Annotated in this window: 24 protein-coding genes; 15 read left to right on the top strand and 9 right to left on the bottom strand. The window is 41.8% G+C overall.

Going from position 1 to position 26,221, the window contains the following annotated elements; all coding sequences use genetic code 11:
• The first annotated feature begins 117 nt into the window (after positions 1 to 117).
• Positions 118 to 1,209, top strand: coding sequence for a DUF695 domain-containing protein (locus tag IDJ77_RS14620; RefSeq protein WP_191189716.1), 1,092 nt, complete (start codon positions 118 to 120; stop codon positions 1,207 to 1,209).
• A gap of 2 nt (positions 1,210 to 1,211) precedes the next feature.
• Here the strand turns inward: IDJ77_RS14620 and IDJ77_RS14615 are convergent, their stop codons facing one another.
• The 4 genes from IDJ77_RS14615 to IDJ77_RS14600 form a co-directional block, all read right to left on the bottom strand.
• Positions 1,212 to 1,733 carry a hypothetical protein gene (locus tag IDJ77_RS14615; protein ID WP_191189715.1) on the bottom strand — a complete coding sequence of 174 codons (522 nt, stop codon included), beginning with the start codon at positions 1,731 to 1,733 and terminating at the stop codon, positions 1,212 to 1,214.
• 7 nt (positions 1,734 to 1,740) lie between these two features.
• Positions 1,741 to 2,922 (bottom strand): chromate transporter, encoded by a 1,182-nt coding sequence (locus IDJ77_RS14610; protein WP_191189714.1) that lies wholly within the window; start codon positions 2,920 to 2,922, stop codon positions 1,741 to 1,743.
• Between the two features lie 58 nt (positions 2,923 to 2,980).
• Entirely contained in the window at positions 2,981 to 3,847 is an 867-nt protein-coding gene (locus tag IDJ77_RS27955; RefSeq protein WP_191189713.1) for a chromate resistance protein ChrB domain-containing protein, read from the bottom strand.
• 66 nt (positions 3,848 to 3,913) lie between these two features.
• Positions 3,914 to 4,132, bottom strand: coding sequence for a hypothetical protein (locus tag IDJ77_RS14600; RefSeq protein WP_191189712.1), 219 nt, complete (start codon positions 4,130 to 4,132; stop codon positions 3,914 to 3,916).
• Between the two features lie 178 nt (positions 4,133 to 4,310).
• Here IDJ77_RS14600 and IDJ77_RS14595 point away from each other — a divergent pair, with 178 nt between their 5' ends.
• Positions 4,311 to 4,814, top strand: coding sequence for a hypothetical protein (locus IDJ77_RS14595; RefSeq protein ID WP_191189711.1), 504 nt, complete (start codon positions 4,311 to 4,313; stop codon positions 4,812 to 4,814).
• A 43-nt stretch (positions 4,815 to 4,857) separates the two neighbouring features.
• Here IDJ77_RS14595 and IDJ77_RS14590 read toward each other — a convergent pair whose 3' ends face one another.
• From IDJ77_RS14590 to IDJ77_RS14575, 4 genes are all read right to left on the bottom strand, one after another.
• Complete coding sequence (locus IDJ77_RS14590) at positions 4,858 to 6,219, bottom strand: lipopolysaccharide biosynthesis protein (RefSeq protein WP_191189710.1); 1,362 nt, start codon at positions 6,217 to 6,219, stop codon at positions 4,858 to 4,860.
• Between the two features lie 107 nt (positions 6,220 to 6,326).
• A complete protein-coding gene (locus IDJ77_RS14585) occupies positions 6,327 to 7,274 on the bottom strand; it encodes a right-handed parallel beta-helix repeat-containing protein (protein WP_191189709.1) in 948 nt (315 codons plus the stop codon).
• 138 nt (positions 7,275 to 7,412) lie between these two features.
• Positions 7,413 to 8,180, bottom strand: a complete 768-nt coding sequence (locus IDJ77_RS14580; RefSeq protein ID WP_191189708.1) for a WecB/TagA/CpsF family glycosyltransferase — start codon at positions 8,178 to 8,180, stop codon at positions 7,413 to 7,415.
• 425 nt (positions 8,181 to 8,605) lie between these two features.
• Positions 8,606 to 9,343, bottom strand: a complete 738-nt coding sequence (locus tag IDJ77_RS14575; protein ID WP_191189707.1) for a carbohydrate deacetylase — start codon at positions 9,341 to 9,343, stop codon at positions 8,606 to 8,608.
• A gap of 353 nt (positions 9,344 to 9,696) precedes the next feature.
• Here IDJ77_RS14575 and IDJ77_RS14570 point away from each other — a divergent pair, with 353 nt between their 5' ends.
• The 13 genes from IDJ77_RS14570 to IDJ77_RS14510 all read left to right on the top strand — a co-directional run bounded on the left by IDJ77_RS14570 (position 9,697) and on the right by IDJ77_RS14510 (position 25,061).
• Positions 9,697 to 10,476, top strand: a complete 780-nt coding sequence (locus IDJ77_RS14570; protein ID WP_191189706.1) for a polysaccharide biosynthesis/export family protein — start codon at positions 9,697 to 9,699, stop codon at positions 10,474 to 10,476.
• A gap of 21 nt (positions 10,477 to 10,497) precedes the next feature.
• Positions 10,498 to 12,903, top strand: a complete 2,406-nt coding sequence (locus tag IDJ77_RS14565) for a GumC family protein (protein WP_191189705.1) — start codon at positions 10,498 to 10,500, stop codon at positions 12,901 to 12,903.
• Positions 12,904 to 13,016: 113 nt separating this feature from the next.
• Positions 13,017 to 14,414, top strand: coding sequence for a UDP-glucose 6-dehydrogenase (locus IDJ77_RS14560; protein ID WP_191189704.1), 1,398 nt, complete (start codon positions 13,017 to 13,019; stop codon positions 14,412 to 14,414).
• 56 nt (positions 14,415 to 14,470) lie between these two features.
• On the top strand, positions 14,471 to 15,427 hold the full coding sequence (locus IDJ77_RS14555) for a glycosyltransferase family 2 protein (protein WP_191189703.1): 957 nt from the start codon (positions 14,471 to 14,473) through the stop codon (positions 15,425 to 15,427).
• Between the two features lie 61 nt (positions 15,428 to 15,488).
• On the top strand, positions 15,489 to 16,172 hold the full coding sequence (locus IDJ77_RS14550; RefSeq protein WP_191189702.1) for an acylneuraminate cytidylyltransferase family protein: 684 nt from the start codon (positions 15,489 to 15,491) through the stop codon (positions 16,170 to 16,172).
• A complete protein-coding gene (locus IDJ77_RS14545) occupies positions 16,172 to 17,107 on the top strand; it encodes a phosphoglycerate dehydrogenase (RefSeq protein WP_191189701.1) in 936 nt (311 codons plus the stop codon). The genes IDJ77_RS14550 and IDJ77_RS14545 overlap by 1 nt, the downstream gene beginning before the upstream one ends.
• Positions 17,108 to 17,848 (top strand): SDR family NAD(P)-dependent oxidoreductase, encoded by a 741-nt coding sequence (locus IDJ77_RS14540; protein ID WP_191189700.1) that lies wholly within the window; start codon positions 17,108 to 17,110, stop codon positions 17,846 to 17,848.
• A 23-nt stretch (positions 17,849 to 17,871) separates the two neighbouring features.
• Positions 17,872 to 18,675 (top strand): hypothetical protein, encoded by an 804-nt coding sequence (locus IDJ77_RS14535; RefSeq protein WP_191189699.1) that lies wholly within the window; start codon positions 17,872 to 17,874, stop codon positions 18,673 to 18,675.
• Positions 18,668 to 20,110: a hypothetical protein gene (locus tag IDJ77_RS14530; RefSeq protein ID WP_191189698.1), complete on the top strand. Its 1,443-nt coding sequence runs from the start codon at positions 18,668 to 18,670 to the stop codon at positions 20,108 to 20,110. Before IDJ77_RS14535 ends, IDJ77_RS14530 begins: the two co-directional genes overlap by 8 nt.
• 130 nt (positions 20,111 to 20,240) lie before the next feature.
• On the top strand, positions 20,241 to 21,137 hold the full coding sequence (locus IDJ77_RS14525) for a 6-hydroxymethylpterin diphosphokinase MptE-like protein (RefSeq protein WP_191189697.1): 897 nt from the start codon (positions 20,241 to 20,243) through the stop codon (positions 21,135 to 21,137).
• A 127-nt stretch (positions 21,138 to 21,264) separates the two neighbouring features.
• Positions 21,265 to 22,731, top strand: coding sequence for an O-antigen ligase family protein (locus tag IDJ77_RS14520; RefSeq protein ID WP_191189696.1), 1,467 nt, complete (start codon positions 21,265 to 21,267; stop codon positions 22,729 to 22,731).
• A 90-nt stretch (positions 22,732 to 22,821) separates the two neighbouring features.
• Positions 22,822 to 23,826 (top strand): glycosyltransferase family 2 protein, encoded by a 1,005-nt coding sequence (locus IDJ77_RS14515; protein WP_191189695.1) that lies wholly within the window; start codon positions 22,822 to 22,824, stop codon positions 23,824 to 23,826.
• Between the two features lie 29 nt (positions 23,827 to 23,855).
• Positions 23,856 to 25,061, top strand: coding sequence for a glycosyltransferase (locus tag IDJ77_RS14510; RefSeq protein ID WP_191189694.1), 1,206 nt, complete (start codon positions 23,856 to 23,858; stop codon positions 25,059 to 25,061).
• A 17-nt stretch (positions 25,062 to 25,078) separates the two neighbouring features.
• Here the strand turns inward: IDJ77_RS14510 and IDJ77_RS14505 are convergent, their stop codons facing one another.
• Positions 25,079 to 26,155, bottom strand: a complete 1,077-nt coding sequence (locus IDJ77_RS14505) for a GH39 family glycosyl hydrolase (RefSeq protein ID WP_191189693.1) — start codon at positions 26,153 to 26,155, stop codon at positions 25,079 to 25,081.
• Positions 26,156 to 26,221: the final 66 nt, after the last annotated feature.

Here is a 26,221-nt window from a genome sequence, read left to right as displayed (position 1 = left end):
GAGCCAAGACAAAAAAACCAGGACGTGGAAGCGCTCCTGGTTTTTTTGTTGCGGCTTTCTTCCTTTGGCTCTTAATTCTAATCCGTTATATTTGGCTATTCCTTGTCAATTTGCAAAATGAGCTTCCTGAAAAAATTATTTAGTAAAAAAGAACAGCCTATAAAATCGTACGACAACTTTTGGGACTGGTTTGTGGCAAACGAAAAGGATTTTTTTACTGCAGTAAAACATGGCAAATATATCGAGTCGGAATTTTTTGATAAGCTATCGCCCAAATTGGCTGAACTAAAAGATGGTTTCTTTTTTTTAACCGGTATGCTCGATGATAATACCGCCGAATTGGTATTAACCGCCGACGGCAACATTAAAAATATCGCTTTTGTGGAGGAATTGGTAAGCGAGGCACCAAAAATTGAGGGCTGGAAATTTACCGCGCTAAAACCCGCGCTTGACATTAAGGATGTGACTATTTCTATGGCCGGCTATAAATTCGCGTCGGACAATTTGTTTTTTTATGCGGATGAGGTAATTGGCTACCCCGATGAGATTCACATCAGAGTTATCCACTCCGACTTTAATGAAAGCAACAAAGCGGAGATAACCAACGGCACCTATATATTTTTGGATAACATGCTGGGCGAACTCAACTTTGCTACCACGATAGATGACCTGAAAATAATGGGTAAAAACGACGCCGAAAAAGAACTGATTCCTATAGAGAAACTAAAGTCGTACCTGATATGGCGCGAAAAGGAATTTATCGAAAAATATGAAGGTATCAGGCGCGATACCGAAAACGATAATTATTCGAGTTTTAAGGCAGAACTTCCAAATGGCAACCCGATGATAGCAATAATCAACGCGGATCTGCTAAATTGGGACAGTAAGGCTTCGCATCCCTGGATACTTAATATCGAAATAAAGTACGACGGGAAAAACAACAATGGGATGCCTGATGAAGCCACGTATCAACTCCTCGATCAAATTGAAGATGAAATTACAAGTGAGTTAAAAGACCTTGATGGTTACCTCAACATTGGCCGCGAAACGGCAGACAGTGTTCGCGAAATATACTTTGCCTGCAAAGACTTCCGCAAGCCTTCAAAAGTGATGCATGCTATCCAACAAAAATATGCACACCGCCTGGCAATAGACTTCGATACTTATAAAGACAAATACTGGCAATCGTTAAATAGATTTTTGGCGTAACTTTAAAACGACACCCCAACCTGCAAACCCGTGCCTATCGAGGCAGGCAAAGCATTGCCAAAGCGAACCGGGATGGGTACCGACAGGAACATGCTGGCCTCTTTCCCTTTTACAATGCGCTGGTTAAACACGGGCGTAAAGCCAAAGCGGCCGTTGGTTTCAAATGCCATACGACCAATAAAGGTAAAGCCATGCTGAAAGCGGAACATCGCCCCCGGGTGAAACAACACACTGTTTACTTTTGATACATTTTTTTCGGTACGGATGCTGGGCGCTACCTCAAAGCTGATCCCGAACTTATCGCTTTTTAGGATATTGACCCCGAATGGAAAGCCAATGGTATATGCGCCAGAGAAATTACTGGTAAAGCCATCCTTATTCCAGCTGCCAATGGGGTTAATAACGCTGAAATAACCTGCCACACGCGGATAAGCAGGCGTTTGCTGGGCCGTGCTTTTTAAGGCGCAGGTGGTAAGCACGAGGAACAAAAGGATAAATTGGGGGCAAGTAAAAGGTTTATTCATATTCTATTTATAAGGATTTGATGATAAGTCCGATAATAGCTGCAGCGGCTATCAGGTAAGGCTCCTGAATTTTTTTGATATAGATAAGCGCCAGTACCGCCGCGATCGCTATCAACGCCGTCGGCACATCAATAACCGACCGCAGCCCGATAATGATAACCGACCCCACCAACGCACCTATAACAGCGGCGGTAATACCATCTACAAAAGCCTTAATGCTGGTATTTTTGGCTATTTTTTTAAAGGAAGGCGCTAAGGCCACGGTAAATAAATAACAAGGCAAAAAAGTGGCCAAAGCGGCTACGCAAGCACCCGGGAAGCCACCCACCAAATACCCAATAAAACCAACGGTAATAACCACCGGGCCGGGGGTAATCATAGCTACAGCAACAGCATCAATAAACTGGTGTTCGTTCAGCCAGCCAAATTCGGTTACCACGCCGCCATGCAAAAAGGGCACAATAGCCAGGCCGCTTCCAAACACAAATGCGCCCGCCTTGGCAAAAAACCAGCCCATTTGCTGTAAGGTGCCGGCGTCGTACTTCCAAAAGCCTGTGCTTATCAATATCCCCGCTGGTAACACCGCAGGTTTTTTTACCCATTTAGGCGGTGCTTTTATCAGCATATAAAATAAGCCGCAGGCGATAAACAGGCTAATTTCTTCGCGTTGGGTAATTACGGTAACCACAATACCTGCAATATAAAATAACCAAAGCAGCCACCGGCTTTTCATGGCGACCGGCTCAAATTTACTGATGGATTTTATGGTAAGCTTATAAGCGCTCATAGCAATAATGCCTATCACGGCGGCGCCAACGCCGTAAAATACGGCCTGCATCCAGGCCAGTCCGCCATAGAGCTGGTAAGCCATGCCCAGTAATACCACCATGACGAATGAGGGAATAACAAAAGCCAGCCCGGTAAGCGTTGCCCCTATCAAGCCGTAGTGCACAAAGCCTATGTATATCCCCAACTGCGCGGCCAAGGGACCGGGTGCAAGCTGTGCCAGCGCGAGGCCCTCTTTGTACTCTTCCTCGCTAAGCCAGCCTTTGGTTTCTACCAGGTCGCGGTGCATGTAGCCCACCAACGCCACGGGGCCGCCAAAGCCCCAGGTACCCAGCTTTAAAAAGTACTTGGTAATATCCGCTAAGGAGTAACCGGGTTTGGCTTTATGCGTATGATTCTCCATCGTTTTTAACCTCGAAAAACAATATTAGCCATAGCTACAACCGCAAAATTGTACGCAATTAACTATTTGGATGTTTTTTACTTTTAAGGGTACTTTTTTTGTAGGCAGAAGGGGTTTCGCCGGTTTGCTTTTTAAAGATGCGGTTAAAGTGGCTCTGGTCCGAAAAGCCGGTGAGGTAGGCAATTTCGGTAAGCGAGTAGGCGGTAGTATCCATCAGCTGCATGGCTTTCTCTATCCGCAGTTTGCGCACATAATCGCCAAAGGACATATTCTCAAAATACTTGGAAAACTCGCGCGACAGGTACGAGGGGTTGATCTCCAATTCATCCGATGCCTGCTGTAAGCTAAACGACATCTTGGTATCCAACTGGTCCTGTATCAGTTCCTTCAATTCGGTGGCCCATTCGGGGGCTTTTTTGGTTTTGTTCTCTTTAAGATATTTCCGGTAAACCTCCAGTAGCAGGTGTTCTGCCGGGGTTTGGATATGCTTTTGCTGATGCAGGTCCCGGGCCCAGGTGTACAGCCCGTCGTAAATTTTCATACCCAGGGCCAGTAGTTCATGATCGTTGGTAATGTTTTGCGACAGGCCCAGAAACAGTGCAGACAGCCCGGCGGCCTGCGGCGCGAAATCGAACCTATCTGTATCCGCCCCACGAACGATGGCGGCTATACGGTGCAGCGCAACATCTTTAAGGTTATGTTTTTTCAGGAAGTAATCAAACGTGCAGCGGTCCTCGTAATGGCTGTATTCCACACCGGGCAGATCGAAGGGGATGGCGTTCAACTCTTCAGCCCGGGTTAGTACCTCCTCATACGGAACATAAATAATTTCTGCGTCGGCATCAATAAACCGTTTAATGAGCCAGGGGCAGGCTATCCGGTCAATCTTGGGGCGGCTTCGGGTTATCCATTTGCTTGTGTACACATAGTAAAGGTAAGGGGTAGCGGGGGATGGTGCAAGTAAATGAAAAGCAATTGCTGTGCTAATAACTTAGGTTCTGCCCCGTGTTCTGTCCAAGCCGCCGGTAGAAGCGCCTTTTCCGCCACCCGGGTTTAGTTTACGCGGGTTTGGCTTGTTTATCATCCGCTTAAACCCTGTTTTTTCCGCAACAATTTTAACCACCGGCTTGGCAGCACCCTTTTTATCAGCACCCAACTCTCTATAGGCTTCGGGCACCCATTCGGGCCGTATTTTTGGTTGGTTATCCATTGTCGTGCAGCTATAACCAAAGTTAAGCAATGCCCTTGAAAATAGTATATCAGCGTAACAAACGGCGGTCGCAAAAAAGCGGCGTTTTATGGTATTTACAGCTAAAGGTTGTATTATGTTTAATATTATTATATATTAGACATAATTAATATTAGCTGTTACCTTAAACTTCACAACCATGCCAAATCATCTTTCAGTTTTAGGGATCATTCACACTGCTATCAGCATAGTGGCGTTGTTTTTTGGGTTTTACGCTTCATTTCGCTTTAATAAGATAAACCCGCTTAAAGGCGCGGGCAAATGGTATACCATCCTTACGGTAATTACCTGCCTTACAGGCTTCCCCATCATGCGGACAGGGCACCCTACCGGCGGGCATGCTTTAGGGGTACTGATATTAATAATGATCCCGCTGGCTATCTACGCCCGTTCGTTCCGTTTCCTGGGTAACAGGGCCAAATATGTAGAAACGATACTTATGTCGGGCACCTTATTTTTTTCGATGATACCCGCCATTGTAGAAACCCTTACCAGGCTGCCTATCTCTGCTCCCATAGCCGCCGGCCCGGATGCTACCGAAATAAAATCGTGCTTAGCGCTGCTGCTCGTATTCTTTATCACAGGCGTTACCTTCCAGGTGCGTAAGCTAAAAGAAGAAAAGGGCGTTGTAGCCAACGGATAAGAATCCAACAGACGCGAAGTATCGCGTTTCTGCGGTGATCATATTATTTATTCCAGATACCGGTTGCTTTATTGGCCATAATAAGCCTGCATTGCCAAGTGATGAAGATATTGGTGATCAGCATTACAATAATATTGGCCAGTACCGTACCGGGCAACCCTACTTGTTTTATCAGGAATACAGAGAGTGGTATATTGATTATACCGGTGGTTATCACCAGTATCAGCTGTACCCTTAACTTGCCAACGCCGTTAAGCAGGTAAGCGTGTATCACCATCCAGGTTTGTAGCATGGTATAAACAGCTATGGATAGCGAAAGTATCCCGGGTACCACAATATCCTTACCTATCCACAACCTGTACACCAGGCCCGAGCACAGGTACATTAAAAAGGCCAGGCCCACGGCCGCCAGCCAAAATTTGCGCAGCCTACGGATAGAGGTTTTTATCCAGTCGAGATCCTGCCGGGCATAGGCATCTGTAAAAGCGCTCCAATAGGGCGTAATAATGATATAAAAAACAATACTTATTACCGAAAAATATTTAAACGGGATATTAAAAGTAGTAACATCCTGCGGCCCCAGTACGCGGGTTATAACCACGTTATCGGTTTCGTAAAGCACCAGCGCGCCTATTTGTATAAAAAAGAACGCGCCGCTTACATTCATCAGGCTTTTTGCGTTTTTAAAAAACACATCCTTAAACCGGGGCATAAAACTTTTAAGGCTGGTTGCAAACAAATAAATATTGGCCAGCAGCAGCACCAACACCGGCGCCCCGGATGCCGCCAACACCAGCAAGTACAAATTACCTTTGCCAAACAACGCAAGCACACATATTAATATATAGGTAAGCGCCTGCCCAAAAAGCAATATCAAAGATGCTTTAAAGGGTTGATGCATGGCTATAAGGATGCTGTTTACGGGCTGTAATATAAACTGGATACAAAATGATGCCAGCGTGATAACCAGCACCGGCCACAGATCGAAGTTTACCGATGGCGGTACGCGCAGCAGCCAGTTCCAGTTAAAAAAGAGCCCTACACTATAAAACACTATAAAAACGCTGGTTGCTATACCGCATAGCAGCGCATAAGTGGTGCTGATATCGCGATGAACGGCCTCCTGCTGGTTTAAGGCAAGCGAATGAGCGAGTTTGTTGCGCAGGCCGTTACTCAACCCAATATCAAAAGTATTTATCCAGGCCACCAGCGATGCTATGGTTACCCATATACCGTACTGCGTTGGGTTAAGGTAATTAATGGTAAGCGGCAGCAGCATAAAGCCTATTAATACGCTAAGCCCGCGTATTAAAAAGGTATAAATGATATTCTTTTTTACCTGCAGGCTGCGCTCGTTGCCTTCCTTCCAAAACGCCTGTACTTTGTTTTTTATAATGGAAAGCATTGGGCGTGGTTTAAGCGATGGTATTGTAAGGTATAACTATGCATTAATATTTACTGCTTACCGCAAATTTATATAAAGCGGCAACAATATCACTTTTAAGGCTCATATTATTGTTCCACTGTCAAAATTTGTTTGGGAAGGATAGCCCCGTCAATCTTCGCGCCGAACTGGTTGGCTTCCCAGCCCGCAACCTGCCCGCAATTGCCCTGGTTCCAGCCGGCGTTAGGCTCGCCCTTGGCATTGGTAAAGTTTACTTTATTGCCTGCAACGGTGTTTAGCTCGCAACCGCTTGTGTGCTGGTTCCAAATGTACAGCCCTACGTTGGTGAATGGTTGCCTGCGGCCGTATATGGTATTGTTAATAATGCTGATATGATTGCCGCCTGCAATGGCCATGCCGTACTGCCCGGGGTCTACCAAAATATTATCTTTTGCAATGATATAGGCGCCGCCGTTATCGCCCAGCATAATACCACCGCCGGCATTGCTTGGGCCGCCGCCGCGAATGCGGTTACCAATTACCTGCACAGGGTTTGCCGCAGTGCCATGGGTTTTATAAATATTGATGGCATCCTGCGCGTCGCTTTGGCCGGCAATGTTTTCGCCGTTGTTGTAATTTATTTTGTTGCCCCCGCCGTAAACAGCATCAAACTGGGCAAATTGCCCGCGTGGGAACGGCCCCTGCATGTTTTTGAAGTTGTTGTTGCTGATATCTATACGCTCACTTTCGGTGGCCGTAATGCCGCTTGCCAGGTTTTCGAAATAGCAATTAAGTACCTTTATATTATGCCCGGCTAAAATGGTAACGCCATTTTTTTTGGAATGCCTAAAGCGTGAGTTTTTTATGGTGATGTTATAGCATTTAATGAGCAGGATACAGTCGGCCGTGTCGCCTGTAATATCCAGGTAGCTTATCACTTTATCGTGCTGGCCGCGCAACACAAGCGGCCCGGATTTTTGATACTCCTCAGCCCTGTTACCCGGCTCGCAGGAACCGATGCCCGCTATTGCAAGCAGCATAAAAACAAAATAATAGTGCAGTCCCGGTTTCAGCATGATCAAACGTTTTATTAAGGTTGATGTATACACAACAGGCAACCGCCAAAAAAGTTACCGGGAAAATTTATTGGATTTTAATTTGAAGATGGCCCGGGGGTGGCCTTTTCTCTTTAAAAACAGGGTGGCAGCAATTTTTTAGTTATCTGCCAATTGGGTTTGCCCTTTAAGCATCAGGGAAAGCTTTTCTTTAAACACCAGATAAATAAAAACCGGCCCGTAAAGCAAATAGCGCCGCCACAGATGGTTGGGCTCGTGCAAAAGGCGGATAAACCACTCCAGGCCTAAGTTTATCCAAAACTTACTCGGGCGCTTAACCGTTTCCGAATAAAAATCAAACACAGCGCCTATCGAGCATATTACGTTTACATCCAAAACATTTTTGTGTGCATAAGCCCATTTTTCCTGCTTAGGGGCCGTCATGCCAACAAAAAGCACATCGGGTTTAAATTTATTAATGTGCATTACCATGTGGGCATTGTCGGCATCGCTAAACGTTGTTTTAAAGGGGGGCGAGTATACCCCTACTTCTATATTGGGGTATTCGATAGAAAGCCGTTTACGAATACCATCCAGCGTTTCTTCCGACGAGCCGAGGTAAAAGAACCTGCCACCGGTTTTGTTAAACTTTTTGAGCAGGTAATTGTGCAGATCGGCACCCGCAATTTTTTTGATGCGTACGTTCTTCAGAATTTTTGCCGCGCCAACGATTCCGATTCCGTCCGGAAGCAATAAGTTAGATTCAACTAAGGCTTTTTTATAAACAGGGTCTTTCTCCGCAATGATGTAAGAGTATTGGTTTAGCGTATTAATAACGCACTTAGACTTTTGGTTAATATCAAATTGATCTAAGCTTGAGGTAAAAATAGAATAGTCGAATAATTTTAAAGTTTGGTATTTATCCATTTTTCTTTAAAAAGTAAGTAAATCTGACATGCTCCGGAATAACAATACCATTCATATAAACACATTCGTTAAACATATAAAAAATGCTTTATATATCATCAATTAAATTCATTTATCGGTCTGCCCGTGCCGGTTAGCAACAAACTTTCAAAAATAATCTTCCACTGCCAATTTATTGATTAAAATTAACAGCTAACAAGGGTTTAAAATTATAAAATTTACAACTAAAATGAATTTTCGTTCTAAATTTAGCATTAAATAATAGTAAATAACTAAAAATCAAATACTTACAACACATGAATATCTGGTATGCATCGTATTGTAACAATTTTGCATAACTAAAATAAGCAACCTAAACGGTAAAAAAGGGCGCATAAATGTAATAATTGCAATAATATCACTACCAGTTATGTTTATATACGTTTTTAATTGTTGGGCAGTTGCTTTAAATAATTTAACCAGTTTACCATCGTTTCCGCCTCGAAATGATCGGTAAGGTTGCCGGCCGTGTCAAAATCGGGATGCAGCATCACCTCGGTACTTTCTACCCCTACATTAAACCTCCCCTGCAATAAAAAATGGCCTACCGATTCAAACCTATCGGTATAGTTAAGTTTGCGTGCGGTAACCCGGCTATTAATATACCGCCGGTACCAAAATTTAAGGTAGCTCCCCTCCCTGTAGGTTTGCGCAAGCCTCATTTTTAGGTTAAACTGCCCAGCTGTATGCAAAAACAAATTAAAAAGCCCCGGCAAGGTGTGCAAATGATAATGCGAATCGATATGGTTAATGGCTATACCCTGGCTTAAGCCCTTATTTATTTGCGCGCTTATTTCTGTTGCAAGGGCCTGTTTTTCGGCTTTTGTAAAAAAGCTGGAAGCTTTACCGGTTTTTTGCAGGTTAAAGCAACCATCCGCATTTAAAAAGGCGTCGCCCAAATTTGTCAGCGGCCTTCCCTCGGCCAAATTAACGTGTATCCCTATATTTTTAACGCATTGGTTATCGCGTACCATTTGTACAGCTTCATCAAAACCGGGCGTATTGGTTAGAAGCGTAGCGCTGTTAATATATCCGTTTTCGAAGCAAAATAATACGGCTTTGTTTACAGATGCGCTGTATCCAAAATCATCGGCATTGGCCAAAACATTAACCGGAAAACCCATAAACACTGCTTAAAAATTAAAAGATGAGGAAATCGGAAGTACGCACAAAATTAAAAATTCGTAAACATAACGGCGAATAAACTATAATTTACGCAAAAAAAAACTTTTAAAATTCATCATTTCATATTTTTTGTTATTTTCGCATCAGTAAATTAATAAGAAAGCAAACGAGAATGGCAGGCAATTTATTGGCCCCCTACCATTAAACCAGCCGTCGTAAATCTCGCTTTGCTTAAATCTATGCTTATTACTACATTTCGTTTTTAATATTTTTTAAATAAAAAACTATTACTCATATTGCCTACTATGCTAAACCATTGCAACAATTTAAATCTATCGTTAAATTACCAAATATGAAATTGAAACACTTATTAACTTTTATTACAGCTGTACTCCTTCTATCAAATTTTTCGTGTACATCTTATAAAAACATCCCTTATTTACAAGATCTGAATAGGGATTCTATTTCGAGAGAGAAAATTTCAAACTACACTCAACTAACCATTCAAAACGGCGACCTGCTGGGGATACATTTTGTTAGTTTAAGCCTGGAAGCATCAGCAATGTTTAATTACAATTTGGAACGCCCATACGGCCCAACGGGCAATTTAACAGGTTCTGAAGAAAATGCTGTAGTAGGATATTTCGTAGATAACGATGGTAATATTTCGCTGCCACTTTACGGTAAGATAAAAGTAACCGGGATGACTACAACAGAGGCCGGCCATTACCTGGAAGAAAAATTAGCCACGGTTTTAACAAAACCAAGCATCAATGTTCGTATCCAAAACTTTAGGGTAGCAGTTTTAGGCGATGTGAAATCGCCAAACTCCTATACAATGGTGAACGAGCGTGCTACGGTTTTAGATGCCTTAAGCATGGCAGGAGACCTGAATATAACCGGTATCAGAAAAATAACCCTGATACGCGAGATCGATGGCGAACGCGTGTATGTTCCGTTGAACCTGCAGTCGAAAGACATCTTTAAGTCGCCATATTTTTACCTTAAAAAGAACGATGTTATTTATGTAACGCCAAATGAGCAACGTGCAGCCAACGATGGGTCAACCTTCCAAAGAGCTGGTATCATAGTCTCTGTTTTGTCAATAGTTGCCATCCTTTTAACCAGATAATACATAATATATATATAATATATGAGCAAGCAAAAAACTCAAGTACAAGCCTTTACGTTACCCACGGGCGATACCGACACCTCGGCATCGAGCGACCTTGTAAAAAAATATCTATTTCACTGGCCCTTGTTTGTATTGGGAATAATAATATTTATTGTAGGCGCCTACTTTTATTTACAGGTAACAAAACCTACTTACCCAATAGTAGCCACGCTTGAATTTAAGGGCCCAACAAGTTCTGAAGGTACCGTAATTAATAAAAGCGGCCAGGATGCACAGCTGGACCCAATTAGCACACCTGTTATAGTTGAGAACGAAATAGAGGTGATGCAATCTAAAAAGCTGATGTACAAGGTTGTTAACGACCTGCAGCTTTGGGTAAACTATCAAGCTAAAATTGATGGCAAAAAAACCGACCTGTATAAGCAAACGCCTTTAATGTTCGCATTTATAAAAGCTACCGGCACAATTGACGGTAAGGGCGAAAAAATTAAAGTAACTATAAAAGATGCCAACTCATTTACATTGGTAGATGCTGATAACGGGGATAAAGATTACGCTTACGGCAGCCCTATAAAAAGTGATTTTGGTACCTGGAAATTAACGCCAACCGCCAACTTTAATGCTTTTAAAGGTGCAACGCTTGATATTACCGTGAACGACCCGGACCAGGTTGCCGATGATTACCAGGGAAAAGTTAAGGTAGAACTGGAGAATAAAGATGCTCCGTTTGTAAACCTTTCTACATCAGACCAGGTACCAAGCCGTGGTAAGGATATCCTTAACGAGCTGATGGCACAGTATAAAGAGGATGCCATGGCATCTAAAAATAAGGATGCGCAAAAAGCTATCGACTTTATTACCGTAAGGCTTGATTCGCTTGACCGCGACCTTGATATAGACGAAAAGCAAATAGAGCAGTTTAAAAGCAGCTCGAGCATGACGGATATCGCATCGCAGAGCCAGGGTTTCAGGGATATCAGCCAGGCCAACATCAAAGCCAGTAACGAAGCAAACTTACAGCTTAGCATTTTAGAGGGTATAGAAAAATGGGTAGATAACCCCAGAAACGCCGGTGCCTTGCCACCAACAAGCGCGCACCTGGAAGACCCAAGCTTAATGGCTTTATATGAAAAACTTACCGTAGCGCAGCTAAAAAAAGCAGATATGCTGGCTACCATACCCGAAACCAACCCGATGTTTGATGCTGTAAACCAACAGATAGTTGCATTGCGCAAAGCGTTTAAGGATAAAATTTCGGCCATGAAGGCATCACAGGTTGCCATCAAAAACCAGATTGGTACTTTCCAGGGAACCATCCAGGCGGGGCTTAAAAAGATCCCTGAGCAAGATAGAGAGTACACTTCTATGAAGCGTAAACAAGCGAGTAAAGAGAAAATTTACACTTTCTTACTTGAAAAACGCGAAGCTATATCGTTAAGGTACGCTTCTACCGTTTCAGATTCTGAAATTGTGGATGATGCCCACGCAGGTAAAGCCAAATGGCCAAAACCATCGATAGTTTACGCGCTGGCGCTACTTTTCGGCCTGGCCGCACCGGTAGGCTTATTATATGCCCGCGAAAGCCTTAACGAACGCATTAGCAACCGTAAACAAATTGAAGATGCGGTTAACGTACCTATCCTTGGCGAGCTTTCGTACCAGGAAGATACAACACCAATTGTGGTAACACAGGGCCGTGGAAAATTCGCAATCGGCGAGCAGTTCCGTGTGCTGCGTACCAACCTGTCGCACTTGCATGGCAATAGCGATAAAGGCCGCGTAACGCTGTTTACATCAAGTATTGGTAGCGAGGGTAAGAGCTTTGTGAGCTCCAACCTTGCTGTTACACTGGCTTATGCATCCAGAAAAACCATCATATTAGAGATGGACCTTCGTAAACCGAAGATCTCGGGTGTATTTAACTTATCGCCTGAGCACCCGGGAATAAGCGATTACCTTGCCGAAACCGCTCACGATATTAAAAAGCTTATCCAGCCTTCTGGTATCCCGGGGCTTGATGTATTAGGTTGCGGCCCTATCCAGCCAAACCCATCAGAGCTTTTGGAGAAAGACAAGCTCGACGAATTAATTGCAACGCTTAAGGAAACTTATGATGACATACTGATAGATTCGCCGCCAATACACCTGGTTACCGATTCGTACATCATAGCACGTACAGCAGGCGCCGTAGTTTACATGATAAGGCAAGGGCATACGCTTAAAGATGAGCTTGAATTTATCAACGATGTTGACAACGCTAAACGCTTCCCTAAATTCACACTTGTGTTTAACGGTATCAAACGCGATCAGTTCAACTACGGCTACGGGTATACCAACAGCTATTACAGCTCGTACAACACCTATACAGATAAAGAAAAAGAAACTATAGGTTCAAAGGTCAGGACATTTGTAAGGAGATTCTAATTATTAATAACCGGCTTATAAAATTTAATTGTAAATATTAAGCTTTATAAGCCGGAATGTTCATAGCAAACCATTTAACTAATTACTAAAAAGCCCTTTATAGTAAACTGCATATGACTAAAAAGATTACCAAAATTTGTTGCATCGGCGCCGGCTACGTTGGCGGCCCTACCATGTCGGTAATAGCACAAAAATGCCCGGATATTAAAGTTACCGTAGTTGACCTTAACCAGGCGCGCATAAATGCCTGGAACGACCCGGATACCAATAACATACCTGTTTACGAACCTGGCTTGCCAGAGGTAGTAGCCGAGGCCAGGGGAAGGAACCTGTTTTTTTCTACCAAAGTTGATGAAGCTATTGCCGAAGCCGAAATGATCTTCATATCGGTAAACACGCCTACAAAAACGTATGGTACGGGTAAAGGCATGGCGGCCGACCTAAAATACATTGAACTATGCGCCCGCCAAATTGCAAGGGTATCAACTACTGATAAAATTATTGTTGAGAAATCAACCCTACCTGTTAGAACGGCCGAGGCGGTTAAAAGCATTTTGCAAAACACTGGTAACGGCGTTCAGTTTCAGATCCTGTCGAACCCGGAGTTTTTAGCAGAAGGTACCGCTATTGAGGACCTGCACGCACCAGATCGTATATTAATTGGCGGCGACCCTACCGAAGAAGGCCAGGAAGCCCTGAACGCTTTGGTTGATGTTTACGCTAACTGGGTACCAAGAGAAAGGATATTAACTACCAACCTTTGGTCGTCTGAGCTATCGAAGCTTACAGCTAACGCATTTTTAGCGCAAAGGGTATCTTCTATCAACGCCTTATCAGAACTTTGCGAGCATACCGGCGCGGATATATCAGAAGTGGCCCGCTCTATTGGTACCGATAGCCGCATTGGCCCTAAGTTTTTAAATGCATCGGTAGGTTTTGGTGGCTCATGCTTCCAAAAAGATATCCTCAACCTGGTTTACATAGCACGCTCATACGGCTTGCAACAGGTTGCTGATTACTGGGAGCAGGTGATCATCATGAACGATCATCAGAAAAGACGTTTTGGAAACAAAATTGTAAAAACGCTTTACAATACCGTATCGGGCAAAAAAATTGCCTTTTTGGGTTGGGCGTTTAAAAAAGACACCAACGATACCCGCGAATCGCCGGCAATTTTTGTTGCAGACGATCTGCTTAACGAGGAAGCCAACGTATCGGTATACGATCCAAAAGTTTCTGAAAGCCAGGTGCTGGGCGATCTGAACTACCTGCATACCAGGCCAGAATCAAAGAACTCGGAACTGATTACGATATTTGATAATGCCTATGATTGCTGTAAAGGCGCGCATGCAATAGCTATCATGACAGAGTGGGATGAATTTAAAACCTACGACTGGGAGAAAATTTATAACAACATGACCAAGCCTGCTTTTGTATTTGACGGCAGAAATGTGGTTGACAGGAAAAAACTATTACAAATTGGCTTTAAAGTGTACACCATAGGTAAATAAACCCTAAGCGCACTTGAAGAGTTCAATTAATTTGATAACAATTAAACGGTTTTGCCATGTATTATACTTGTAGCTTAATTGTTCGGTCGTTTAATGAAGAAAAGCATATTGGCCGGCTGCTGGAAGGTATAAAAAAACAAACTTTATACTCCGAAACTGAAGTTATTTTAGTTGATTCCGGCTCTACGGACAATACTGTAAAAATAGCTTTAGAACACGGCGCAAAGGTGATCTCGATAAAGCCGGAGGAATTTTCCTTTGGCAGGGCACTTAATAAAGGTTGTGAAATGGCAACCGGTAAATACCTGTTATTTGCCAGCGCGCACGTTTACCCGGTTTATACCGACTGGATAAAAAAAATGATCCAGCCGTTTGATAACAAGAATATAGCCCTGGTTTACGGTAAACAAATTGGTAACGAAATTACCAAGTACTCGGAAAGCCAGATCTTTAAAAAATGGTTCCCGGATGATTCTAACTATAACCAGGACCACCCTTTTTGCAACAACGCCAACGCTGTTGTAAGGAAGGAGCTTTGGCTAAATCAACCGTACGACGAAACCCTCACCGGCCTTGAGGATTTAGACTGGGCCCGTAAAATTGAACAAAAAGGGCATGTTATTGCTTACGAAGCCGATGCACCTATAGTGCATGTGCATGAAGAATCGATATCAAAAATAAAAAACCGCTACATGCGCGAGGCGATAGCCTTAAAAAAAATATTCCCTAAGCAACACATGAGCCTGCTGGATTTTGTGCGCTTATATGTTGCAAATACTTTTAGCGATTTTGTACATGCCCGCCACGATGGTGTATTGTTTAAAAACGTATCAGAAATTATACGGTTTAGATACATGCAGTTTTGGGGCACGTATAAGGGCTTTAAGCATGGCGAAGTGAACACCCGTTTGAGGCAGCGGTTTTATTATCCCAACGGTTTGCGCAAGAGCTCTACCGAGGAAAGAGAAAACGCCGAAAAAATTGTTTACTTAAAAGGCAACCACGCGGGTTGATCTTAATATCCTATCGATATTATCATAATTTATTACCTAATACTTTTCATCAACAAAAAAAATGACAGATAAATATAAGCTTGTTGCTATTGTACCCATGCGCCACTCCAGCGAAAGGGTGCCCGGTAAAAACTATCGCGATTTTGCGGGCAAACCGTTGTTTCATCATGTAGTTGGTACTTTGCTGGAATGCGAACTTATTGATAAGGTTATTATAGATACCGATAGCCCCACAGTTATTGAGCAGGCCAAAGAAGCTTTCCCGGAGGTAATTATATTGGAGCGCCCCGAGCATTTGCGCGATGGCAGCATCCCGATGAACGATGTGCTGATGAACTCTATTAACCAGGTACCATCGGAGTTTTACCTGCAAACGCATAGCACCAACCCTATCCTATCGGCAAAAACGGTAGCAGCGGGTATTAAAAAGTTTTTTGAAGTATACCCCATGTACGATTCGCTTTTCTCGGTAACCCGCAAAAACGTACGTTACTGGGATAGCCTTGCAAGGCCTATAAACCATAACCCAAACATATTGCTGCGTACGCAGGACCTCCCCCCTATTTTTGAAGAAAACTCGTGTATGTACCTTTTCACCAAAGAAATATTGGCGAAAAAACATAACCGTATAGGCGATAGGCCCTACTTATTTGAGATGATGGAAGAAGAAGCGCAGGATATTGATGTGGAACTGAATTTTATAATGGCAGAACTGCTGTACAAACAATTAAACAACATCAAGTAATGAAAGTTTTAGTAACATGCCCGCCAATGCTTAGGGCAATTGAGCAATTGAGGCATTATTTTGAAGATAAAGGTTTAGAGCTGGTAACACCAAATGTGGTACAGGTTTTAACCGAAGACGAACTTATTGAACTGGTACCTACTGTAGATGCATGGATAATTGGCGACGACCCTGCCACCGAAAAGGTATTTACCGCCGGCAAAAACGGCAAGCTTATAGCCGCAGTAAAATGGGGCGTTGGCGTTGATAACGTTGATTTTAAAGCCTGCGAAAAACTGGGCATCCCTATTGCAAATACCCCGCGCATGTTTGGCAACGAGGTAGCCGATATGGCCCTTGCATACTTTACCGGCCTTGCACGCGAAAGCTACAAGGTTGACCGTGAAGTACGTGCCGGTAATTGGATAAAACCTGCGGGCATGTCTATCAGCGGTAAAACAGTTGCATTGGTTGGCCTTGGCGATATAGGCCTGGCTACTGCCAAAAGGTTAAAAGCTTTTGATGTTACCATAAACGCATACGATCCGTTTACAAAGCTTACTGCAGCGGAAGCCGGGGTTGATACCATCCTGCCGTTCCCCGAGAATTTAGCAGCTGCGGATTTTGTAGTGATCACCTGCGCGTTAACACCATCCAGCTATCACCTCATTAACGAGAAGAGCATCCAGCTAATGAAGGATGGCGTAATTATTATCAACGTTTCGCGCGGAGGTTTAATTGACGAAACCGCGCTGATAGCTGCTTTAGAAAGTGGCAAGGTAAAGTCGGCCGGGTTAGATGTATTTGAAGTTGAACCACTGCCTGCCGATAGCCCGCTGCGCCAGTTTGAACAATGTATTTTTGGCACGCACAACGGCTCTAACACAAAAGAAGCTGTAATAAGGGCCAGCTTAAGGGCCATTGAGATTTTGTTTGGATACCTAAATATTAAATAATTGGAAACAAAAAAAACGGTTGTTATAACAGGGGTACTGGGCGGCATAGGCACCCAGCTTGCACAAACCTTTAAAGAAAACAACTACACGGTAATAGGTTTTGATGTAAAAGATCAGAAATCGCCGTACTGCGATAAGTTTTTCAAGTTCGATCTGCACAAGTATTGTTCAGACCCAGCATACAAGCGCGAAGCCGAGGCAACTTTTGATACAGAGATCCCCGAGATCTTTGTACTCATCAACAACGCGGCGGTTCAGATATTATCCAGCCTTAGCGAATTACAACTGCAGGACTGGAACCAAACGTTGAATGTAAATTTAACGGGCCCATTAATGCTGAGCCAATATTTTTTGGCGAAGTTGGAAAAAGCAAAAGGCTCTATCATCAACATAGCCAGCATACACCATCAGCTTACAAAAAAGCGCTTCGTATCCTACGCAAGCTCTAAAAGTGCGCTGGTGGGCCTTACAAAGGCCCTCTCGGTTGATCTGCAGGGCCGTGTGCGCGTTAATGCCATAAGCCCGGCCGCAATTGATACGCAGATGCTGCGGGATGGCTTTGATAACAACGAAGCAAAAGTGCAGATGCTAAATGAAATTCACCCGAGCCAGCGCATTGGTAAACCACAGGAAGTTTCGCAACTGGCCCTGCTGCTTGCCGAAGATAAACTGGGCTTTATTAACGGTGCAAACCTTAATATAGATGGCGGCATAAGCAATGTGCTGAAAGATTTGGATTAAATTTCGCAAAAACAACAACGTAAATGCACTCGCTTTTAAAAATTCCAGGAAGGCTTTTATTTAAACTATTAAATAAAAGTTTAAATGTAGTTTTTACTATATATAGCCGGCTCCTTGTTTTAATAAATAAAAATGATGTTAAAATATTGGTTTATACAGATTCGCGCGGATTTAACGTAGCGGGAAAACTGGGGAAAATGCCATTTAAAACATACATCAGCTATTTAGCGCGCCATTATCAAGTGGAATACCGTATCTGTCCTGAAAAATTTACTACCATAGTTGATTTTTTAAATTTCTACAATACGGTACCAAACAAGAGTGAGTTTTCGGCCGTGGTTTTACATTGCGGGGTTGTGGATTTTTCGCCGAGGCCATTAAGCAATATTGAAGTAGTAAAAAAAAGCAAAGAAGGCGTAGCTGGATTTGAAGATTTGTTTATTGCCAACGCTACGTATCATAAGCATCCGTTTAACGTGTATTATAGAAACGAGCTGACCACCACTATTTATTCGAAAGAATATTTTAAAACGGAAATAATTCCGAAGCTTACTGCAATAGAGAACCTGATATGGATAGACTCCAATCACTTTGTGAAAGGATGGGACGGAAACTATTTAAACGGCAGGCCAACAAATATTGATCAGATGGTTAGTGAATACGATGAACTACTTGGAGAGAAAATGCCTAATCGAACAACTTTAAAAAACTGGACCGACACGGAGATAAAAAAGTTCACTATTGATAATATTCATTTTACAGGTGAAGGTTTTAAAAAGCTTTTTATTGACATTCATTCAAAGATCAAAGAAATAATCAATGATTAGCAAATTAATAAAAAAAGCATGGAGTTCGCCAACCATTTTAACATGGGGCAATATGCTAAGCAGCTCTATTAAACTTTTAGTACTTACGCCGTTAATTTTGGTTAGGTATAATATCAACGAAATTGCATTTTGGTATTTACTATTAACCATAAATTCTTTTGCAATAGTTATTGATTTTGGGTTTTATCCCAGCTTTTCCAGGATAACATCATTTGCTTTTTATGGGTTAGAAAGCCCAACAGATGTAAGTGATGGCAATCACAAGCATCTGAACGGAAAGCCCAATTGGCCGCTATTGGAAAAAATATATGGCACCATCAACTCTACCTACTTATTTATCAGCTTTTTGGTGGTTGTATTGATAATTGCCTTTACGTACCAGCCAATAAGTACTGTGATACTGAAAACGCATGAGCAAGGACAACTATGGAATTCTTATTACTTATATGTTGCCAGCGTTTTTATAAGCTTTTTCAGCAGAAAATTCGATTCGGTGATTATTGGAACAAATAACATTGTAGTAATAAATCGTTGGGATATCATCAATAATTTCCTAAACGTTATAGTGTCGGTTTTAATCGTTTATTTTAATTATAGCTTATTAGTTCTATCGGCCGCACAGGTAATTTTCAGCGTAATTTTAATCACAAGAGACTATTTTCTGGAAAGGGAAATATGTGATGGGAAGTTTAAAGAATTTAAGTTTTTCTCTTTTCATAAGGATGTTTTCCTTTGGTGCTGGGCTCCAACCTGGCGTTCTGGTATATTGATTTTATGTTCGACGGGGATAAACCAGGCCACCGGGTTAATTTACTCAAACGTGTCCGATTCAGCTAAATTGGCAGCCTATCTGCTTACGTTAAAATTAATTACCACTGTTTCCCAATTCTCACAAGCGCCGTTCTATTCAAAACTTCCCGCTTTCTCGGGGTTGCGGGTAAAAAACGACCTTAGTGGCTTAATAAACATTACCGCAATAAGCATTAAACGAGCCCTGCTGGTGTATGTTATCGGCATATCTGTCTTAATATTTTTTGGTCAATGGGGATTAACCTTAATAGGGTCTAAAGCGAAACTGATTGACTATAATATCCTGATTGTATTAGGATTAATTTGGTTTTTAGAGCGGCATCATGCCATGCATGCACAAATTGTTGTTACAACTAACAAAATTCCGTTCTATAAATCGGCTATCATAAGTGGAGCAGTGAATATTGGGTTAATTTATATCTTTTTACCAAAGATAGATGTGTGGGCATTTCCCTTAGCGCAGGGAATATCTAACCTGATCATCAATAACTGGTGGAACGTTTACTTGTCGATTAAATCGCTTAGGACCAACTTCTTATGGTATTTTAAACGTAGTGCATTATTACCTGCGGCTATATTAATTATGGTGTGTATCATACGGGTTCTGATAAACAGAATATATTAACAACTGCTTAATATCTAAAACATTAAAAAAAATTGCCCATACATACAGAGAATACCTTTTTCAGCAAACAAAATTTATGCAGCTTTCTTAGTAAAAGCTGCCATGTAATTAACATTTAACTTATTTAAATATGAAGACTATTTTAAAAAAGATTTTTGGGCCTCTATACTACTTGCTTGTAGATCAGTACGCGTTTGACAAACACACTAATATCTTCATGCGGATTATATATACCACACGGTTTAAACTCGCCGGAAAGAATATATTTTTCACCAAGAGAGATCGCGAGTTTAGAAACTTAAAAGATAAATTTAAGGGAGAACGCTGTTTTATCATCGGCAATGGCCCATCGTTAAACGCGTTGGATTTAACAAAGTTAAAAAACGAGTATACTTTTGGGGTTAATGCCATATATCTCAACTATGAGAAAATGCAGTTTTATCCAACCTTCTATGTTATTGAAGATTATTTGGTAGCAGTAGATAGAAAGGATGAAATAAATGCTTATCACGAATCGCAGTATAAATTCTTCGGGACATATTTAGCTTACTTGTTAGAACCGGATAATAAAACTTTTTTGATGAATGTTTTGAGGAATTACGGTGATAAGAAAAACTTCCCCTCTTTTTCAACCGACCCTGTTCGTCGCCTGTGGGTAGGTGGTTCTGTTACTTATCTGTGCCTGGAGCTGGCTTATTACATGGGCTTTAAAACGGTTTACATGATAGGCTTTGATCATAATTACATTATTCCAAAATCGGCACTAATAAGTAATGTTAGAGAAAGTGGTTTTGATATTTTATCAACGGAAGACGACCCTAACCATTTTAACCCGCAATATTTTGGCAAAGGATATAAGTGGCACGATCCTAACGTAGATAGAATGGAGCAAGGTTTTGCAAAAGCAAAAGAGTACTTTGAAGCTGACGGAAGAGAGGTGATAAACGCTACTTTTGGTGGTAAATTAGAGGTGTTTAAACGTCAGCCGTTCGAAGAGATCTTTAACGATACAAACAAAGCGCAATAAAGTAAAGCGTTGATGGCGAATGCCAATATTGAAAATGTAGCATTTTCGACGTAAGTTTACCTGTCAACGCTCAACTTAGAGAGTTGACGTTTTACCTGACCGTGGGTATACTATTAAAATTTTTTCAATGAAAATAAACGCACTTATAATTTTCTTAGTAATATTAAAATTAAACTATTTTGCCGACAACATTGTAATAAGCCTGGCGCCGGTACTTGTTTTGGCTTTAGCCATTGCAATCCTTTGGAAAAAAAGCCCGCTGTTAAATTTTAAAAATCTATTCCGGATAAATAGCCATCTTATTTTTTACGTATTAATTATAGTAATCAGTCTTATAAGAACCAGTGGCACGCATGACTCTTTAAATTTCGTCCTGTTTAACGTCGGGAATACACTATTATTCGCAATATATTGCATTTGTTTTTTCTTGTATTACTGGTCAAAAACGAGGTTTAGAAGTCAGGAAGACGTTTTAATTGATTTTTGTATAGTTCCGTTTTGTTTGTTGGCTATAAGCAATTTTATATTGTTTTGGTTACACGTAACACTTACACAGAGCGTACTTGCCAATGATCACGAATCGATGAACGCGGTGTTGCTTTCTCACCTGGGGCTTAATATTAACCGGGTACAATTCCCGTTAGAAGCTGGTTTTAATAATTATGCCGTTTACATTGGCGGAGCCTTCTGTTTAAGCGTTTCTATGTTTATTTTCCATAACAAAAGAAGGTTTGTTACCGGGCTCTCCTCCGCTGTTTTTTTGGCAACGCTTTTATTTGTCGATTCCAGGTCTTCGCTTTACTTCCCCTTTTTAATTACTGTCATGATTTACTTAGGTAAAATATGGCAATCGCGTTTCAACAGGACTAAATTACCACGGATCTTCGGTTTAGCCCCAATAATAGTGATAATTGGCCCGCTAATGTTTCTTTACATCACGCCGATAATCTCACAAATCCCCGAACTTGAGTTTATTTCCAGGGGTGGAAATGAGTTGAAAACAGGAAACTCGCGCTATGTTATTTGGAATATGGCAGTAGAGTGGCTGGCTAATTTTCAACCCGAACAATTAATCGGTTACGGCTTGCACGGGCATTATGGTTCTGGCATGTCAAAAAAATGGGCCTATCTTTTTGTTGGCTGGAGAGACCCGGAAGCTAAAAGCCCGCACAACACAGCACTCTCCGCAATTTTTGATTATGGTTATATCGGCCTTATCATATACATGGGCTTGCTCTTTAACCTTTTTAAAAAAATCAGGTTAATGTGGAATAATGGGTCAAAATTGGCATATCCCCTATTAAGTTTCATGTTATATATCCTATTCGCGGGTATCTCCGAATCTATGGGTAACTTATATTTCCTCAATTTCACACTTTTATTTGTATTGGTTGCTGCCATAATTAATAGTCAATCCATAGCTAAGGATACATTGGTTTTAGTAACTACTGTTGAAGACGACACTGCAACAGTTAGCAATAAAACAAATAATAAAACTGATGATATAGACAGGGGCTATAACAGGGCCGATTTAATACGCTATCCTGAAGAAACAGACGAAATAGAAGGTGATCATAAACCGGAAAAGGAATAAGAGCTGGTTAAATTATCAGTTCGGCTAAGTCGATACTTATTTGCTTGGAGTAACCAGCTTAATGGTTAAACACAATACCTTAATACAAACATGGCAAAGGTTAATATTATTATGGCCGTTTATAACCAGGCAGACTTTCTGCTCGATTCTATAAACAGTGTGCTCAACCAAAGTTTTGCAAATTTTGATCTGATCATAATTAATGATGGCTCCAAAGACAAATCTGAAGAAGTGATCCTGTCTATAAAAGACGAAAGAATTTGTTACTATTCTAACGGGCAAAATAAAGGTTTGATCTACTCGCTTAACCGGGGATTAGAAATAGCTATAAAAAAAGGCGGCAAATATATTGCAAGGATGGATAGCGATGATATAGCTTTTCCCGAAAGATTGTTACAGCAGGTAAATTACCTGGATGAGCACCCATCAGTTGGGCTCCTTGGTACCGCGGTGCAGTATTTTGGATCAACCAATAAGATCCGCTACAGCCCGGTAACCCAGCGCAAAATTATAGCTACGCTTTATTGCTATAACCCTTTTGTTCACCCCACTGTAGTGTTCCGTTCTGATATTATTAAAGATATCACATTTGATCCCACCTGCCCTAAGTACGAAGACTACAAACTGTGGATAGACCTGATAGGTACCTGCGAGTTTCATAACCTTCCAACCGTGCTGTTGCATTACCGTAAACATCCGGGTAGCGTAACCAGCAGCTATGAAGGCGAACGCGGTATAGATCATGCTATGTTCAAACAGATCCTGATGCATTTAAATTTAAAGTTAGGCGGGCGCTTAACTGATCAGGAATTAGAAACATTGAGCATTATTACCGGCCCGGGCAGGGCCAAAATAAATCCAAATATCCCTCTGAAAGAATTGCAGGCCACGGTTGATGCCATAATTCTTAAAACAGACGATTCGATTTTAGACCAGGCTTACTTAACACAATTGTTGATTGAAAGGATAATGTATTACCTGCTTTGGAATGGCCGGCGGGCCGATGTGCTGCGCCTTTTTAATATACGAAGGATAAAATACTTTTTTGGAATTGCCAGATCACTTGCGAGTGGCAAAAAATGGGTAGTCAATTAAATCAAAGTATCCCTTTAATAAAAAATTTCATGAAAAATAAGAAAGTTTTAGTTTTTGAATCTTATCCGGTTTTCTCCGGTGCACAACGCGTATCGTTAAATTTTTGTAAAGCGTTAAAAGCAGAAAATTTTTATATCACCCTTCTGCTGGCAGACGACCCCACCAACATACACCACGAAATGTTTGGGCCGTATGTAGATGAAATTATAATGGTTAACACCAGCGATACGCTTAAGCAATACGGCAACTCCGATAGGTGGTTTAAGCCTTCTAATTTTTTCAATTCAATTTTTAAAGGCCTTGTACCTTTTTACTCGCAGTGTTTTAAAATATTAAAAAAGGGTAAGTTTGATAGCATGTACTTCTGCGATCCCCGCGGAGCGGTGATGATGCTATACCTTTGCATGTTTTTTAAGGGCAAAAAGATCTGCTACCTGCAGGGCAAGAATAAATTGAGGCCGTCATTTGCCCGGCTTATATATTTAACCTTTACCAACCATTTAATGTGCCCCAGCACCGATGTGTTGGAGAGCTTACCTCCATCGCCCAAAAAGATGGTGCTTAACTACGGGATAGATTTCTCACAATATGGCGCAATTAATGCCGATGCCGTAAAAACCGAAATAAGCGGCCTGTTGAAGCCGGAATTAACCGGCCGTACAAAACTACTTTTCGCGGGCCTTATAAGGCCGCAAAAAGGTGTGCATCACTTAATATACGCCATGAAAGCCGTTAAAGATGCATTTACACCAGAGCAAATGCCCGTACTGTTTTTGTTAGGCAATCCTAAAACCAAACCCGAAGAAAACTTCAAGAATCACCTGGTAGAGTACTGCCATGCCAACGGACTGGATGAGTATGTTTACTGGATAGGCTGGAGAGACAACGTGCTGGAGTGGATGAAGAATTGTGATTATTTCATTTTCCCAACCATTGATAAAGAAGCCTGCGATTTTGAAGGGTTTGATAAGGTAATAGAGTCATCAGAGGGATCTCCGGTTGTTTTAATAGAAAGCTCGCTTTGCGGCCTGTATACCATAGCTGCGAAAGTAACAGGGGTAAACGAAACAATTACAAACGGCCATAACGGCATTATGTACAACCCTAATGATAACCAGGCGCTGGCCAATGTATTGATAAACACGTTAAAAACTAAACCTAAGTTTGTAGATTTCCCTAATGCAGAACGTTTTTCACCAAAAACCTTTAGCGATAAGATCCTGAACATTATTTAACGCTGAGCCTGCTGCCTCTAATTGATATTAACCACGCAGGCACCGCTTAAGTAAAGCTGGGGTACCGAGAAACTAATTTGCCCATTGCTCACTGTTGCAGTTGTTTGATAGATAGGATTGGGGCCATCCATTACCTTTTCGCCGGTATTGGGGATAGATAATACCGAGATATTTACGGTGCTTTTTGTGGCAAAGGACGCCAGGGATTGTACATTGCGTAAGTTCACATTAACGCTTGTTACAGCTGCGTTTGCCGTCTTATTACCATAATAGCCCAGTAAAACCTGGATGTTATTGGTTTGATAATTTGCAAAGCCTACCACATGGCTGTTGTTAGAGGTATATTTTAACCTGTTGGCCAAACTTAAATTATAATAGTTATAAGCCCACCAGGCTGCCCGGGGCTGCATCGATTCCGCATCGATAAGCCCGTCTAACGAATTGTTGAAACAGTTGCTTTTCCCGTTAGATTCGGTCCAGCAGGCCTTACAGGCCCCATCGGCACCACCTTTTTCCAGGTACGTAAAATAGGCCAGTATACTGCCGGGCGAAAACTGGTCGCTCTGCGGAATTATTTCGTTTATCTGAACAGATTTAATGTGCAGCGCCGCATACTTAGGGTTATTTACAAACATCGATTTTGCAAGCAAAATATCGTCGGCCACTTTTGGTATGTCATCTTCACTTTTAAATTCGTGCCAGCTTAGCACGTCAAGCGTCATCTTGTTTGCCAGGCAATAATCTAAAAATTTACCCAGGAATTCTACATCGAATTTAGAGATCGACGGGCCCGATATCATAGCTGTGCTACCACCCACCATGCTACGGATCTGGTCGTAACCATTTTTGTAAGTATCAAAAAACTCCTCGTTACTTCCGCTCCAAAATTGCTTGCCGTTTGGTTCATTCCAAATATCATATATCGGTTTAATCCTCTCGGCCCTATGCTGAAACATAACGCTCTTCACCGTATCTTTCCATTGGCGCATCAAGCGTACCGGCGTTTTTTTAAAATCATCATCGGCGCTTGCATACTTAAAAACATCACTCACCGTAAAAATAGGCTGGGCACCAAAAATTTTCATCCTGGCCATTATACGCTTGTTTCTGGAACTTACTCGCCAGTATTTTGGATGTAGCGGTAATATTAAGTCTGATCC

The organism is Mucilaginibacter pankratovii (genome assembly GCF_014773265.1).
GTDB classification, from domain to species: Bacteria; Bacteroidota; Bacteroidia; order Sphingobacteriales; family Sphingobacteriaceae; genus Mucilaginibacter; species Mucilaginibacter pankratovii.
The sequence above is the reverse complement of the archived record's forward strand: the minus strand, read 5'-3'. Positions and strand labels throughout refer to the sequence as shown.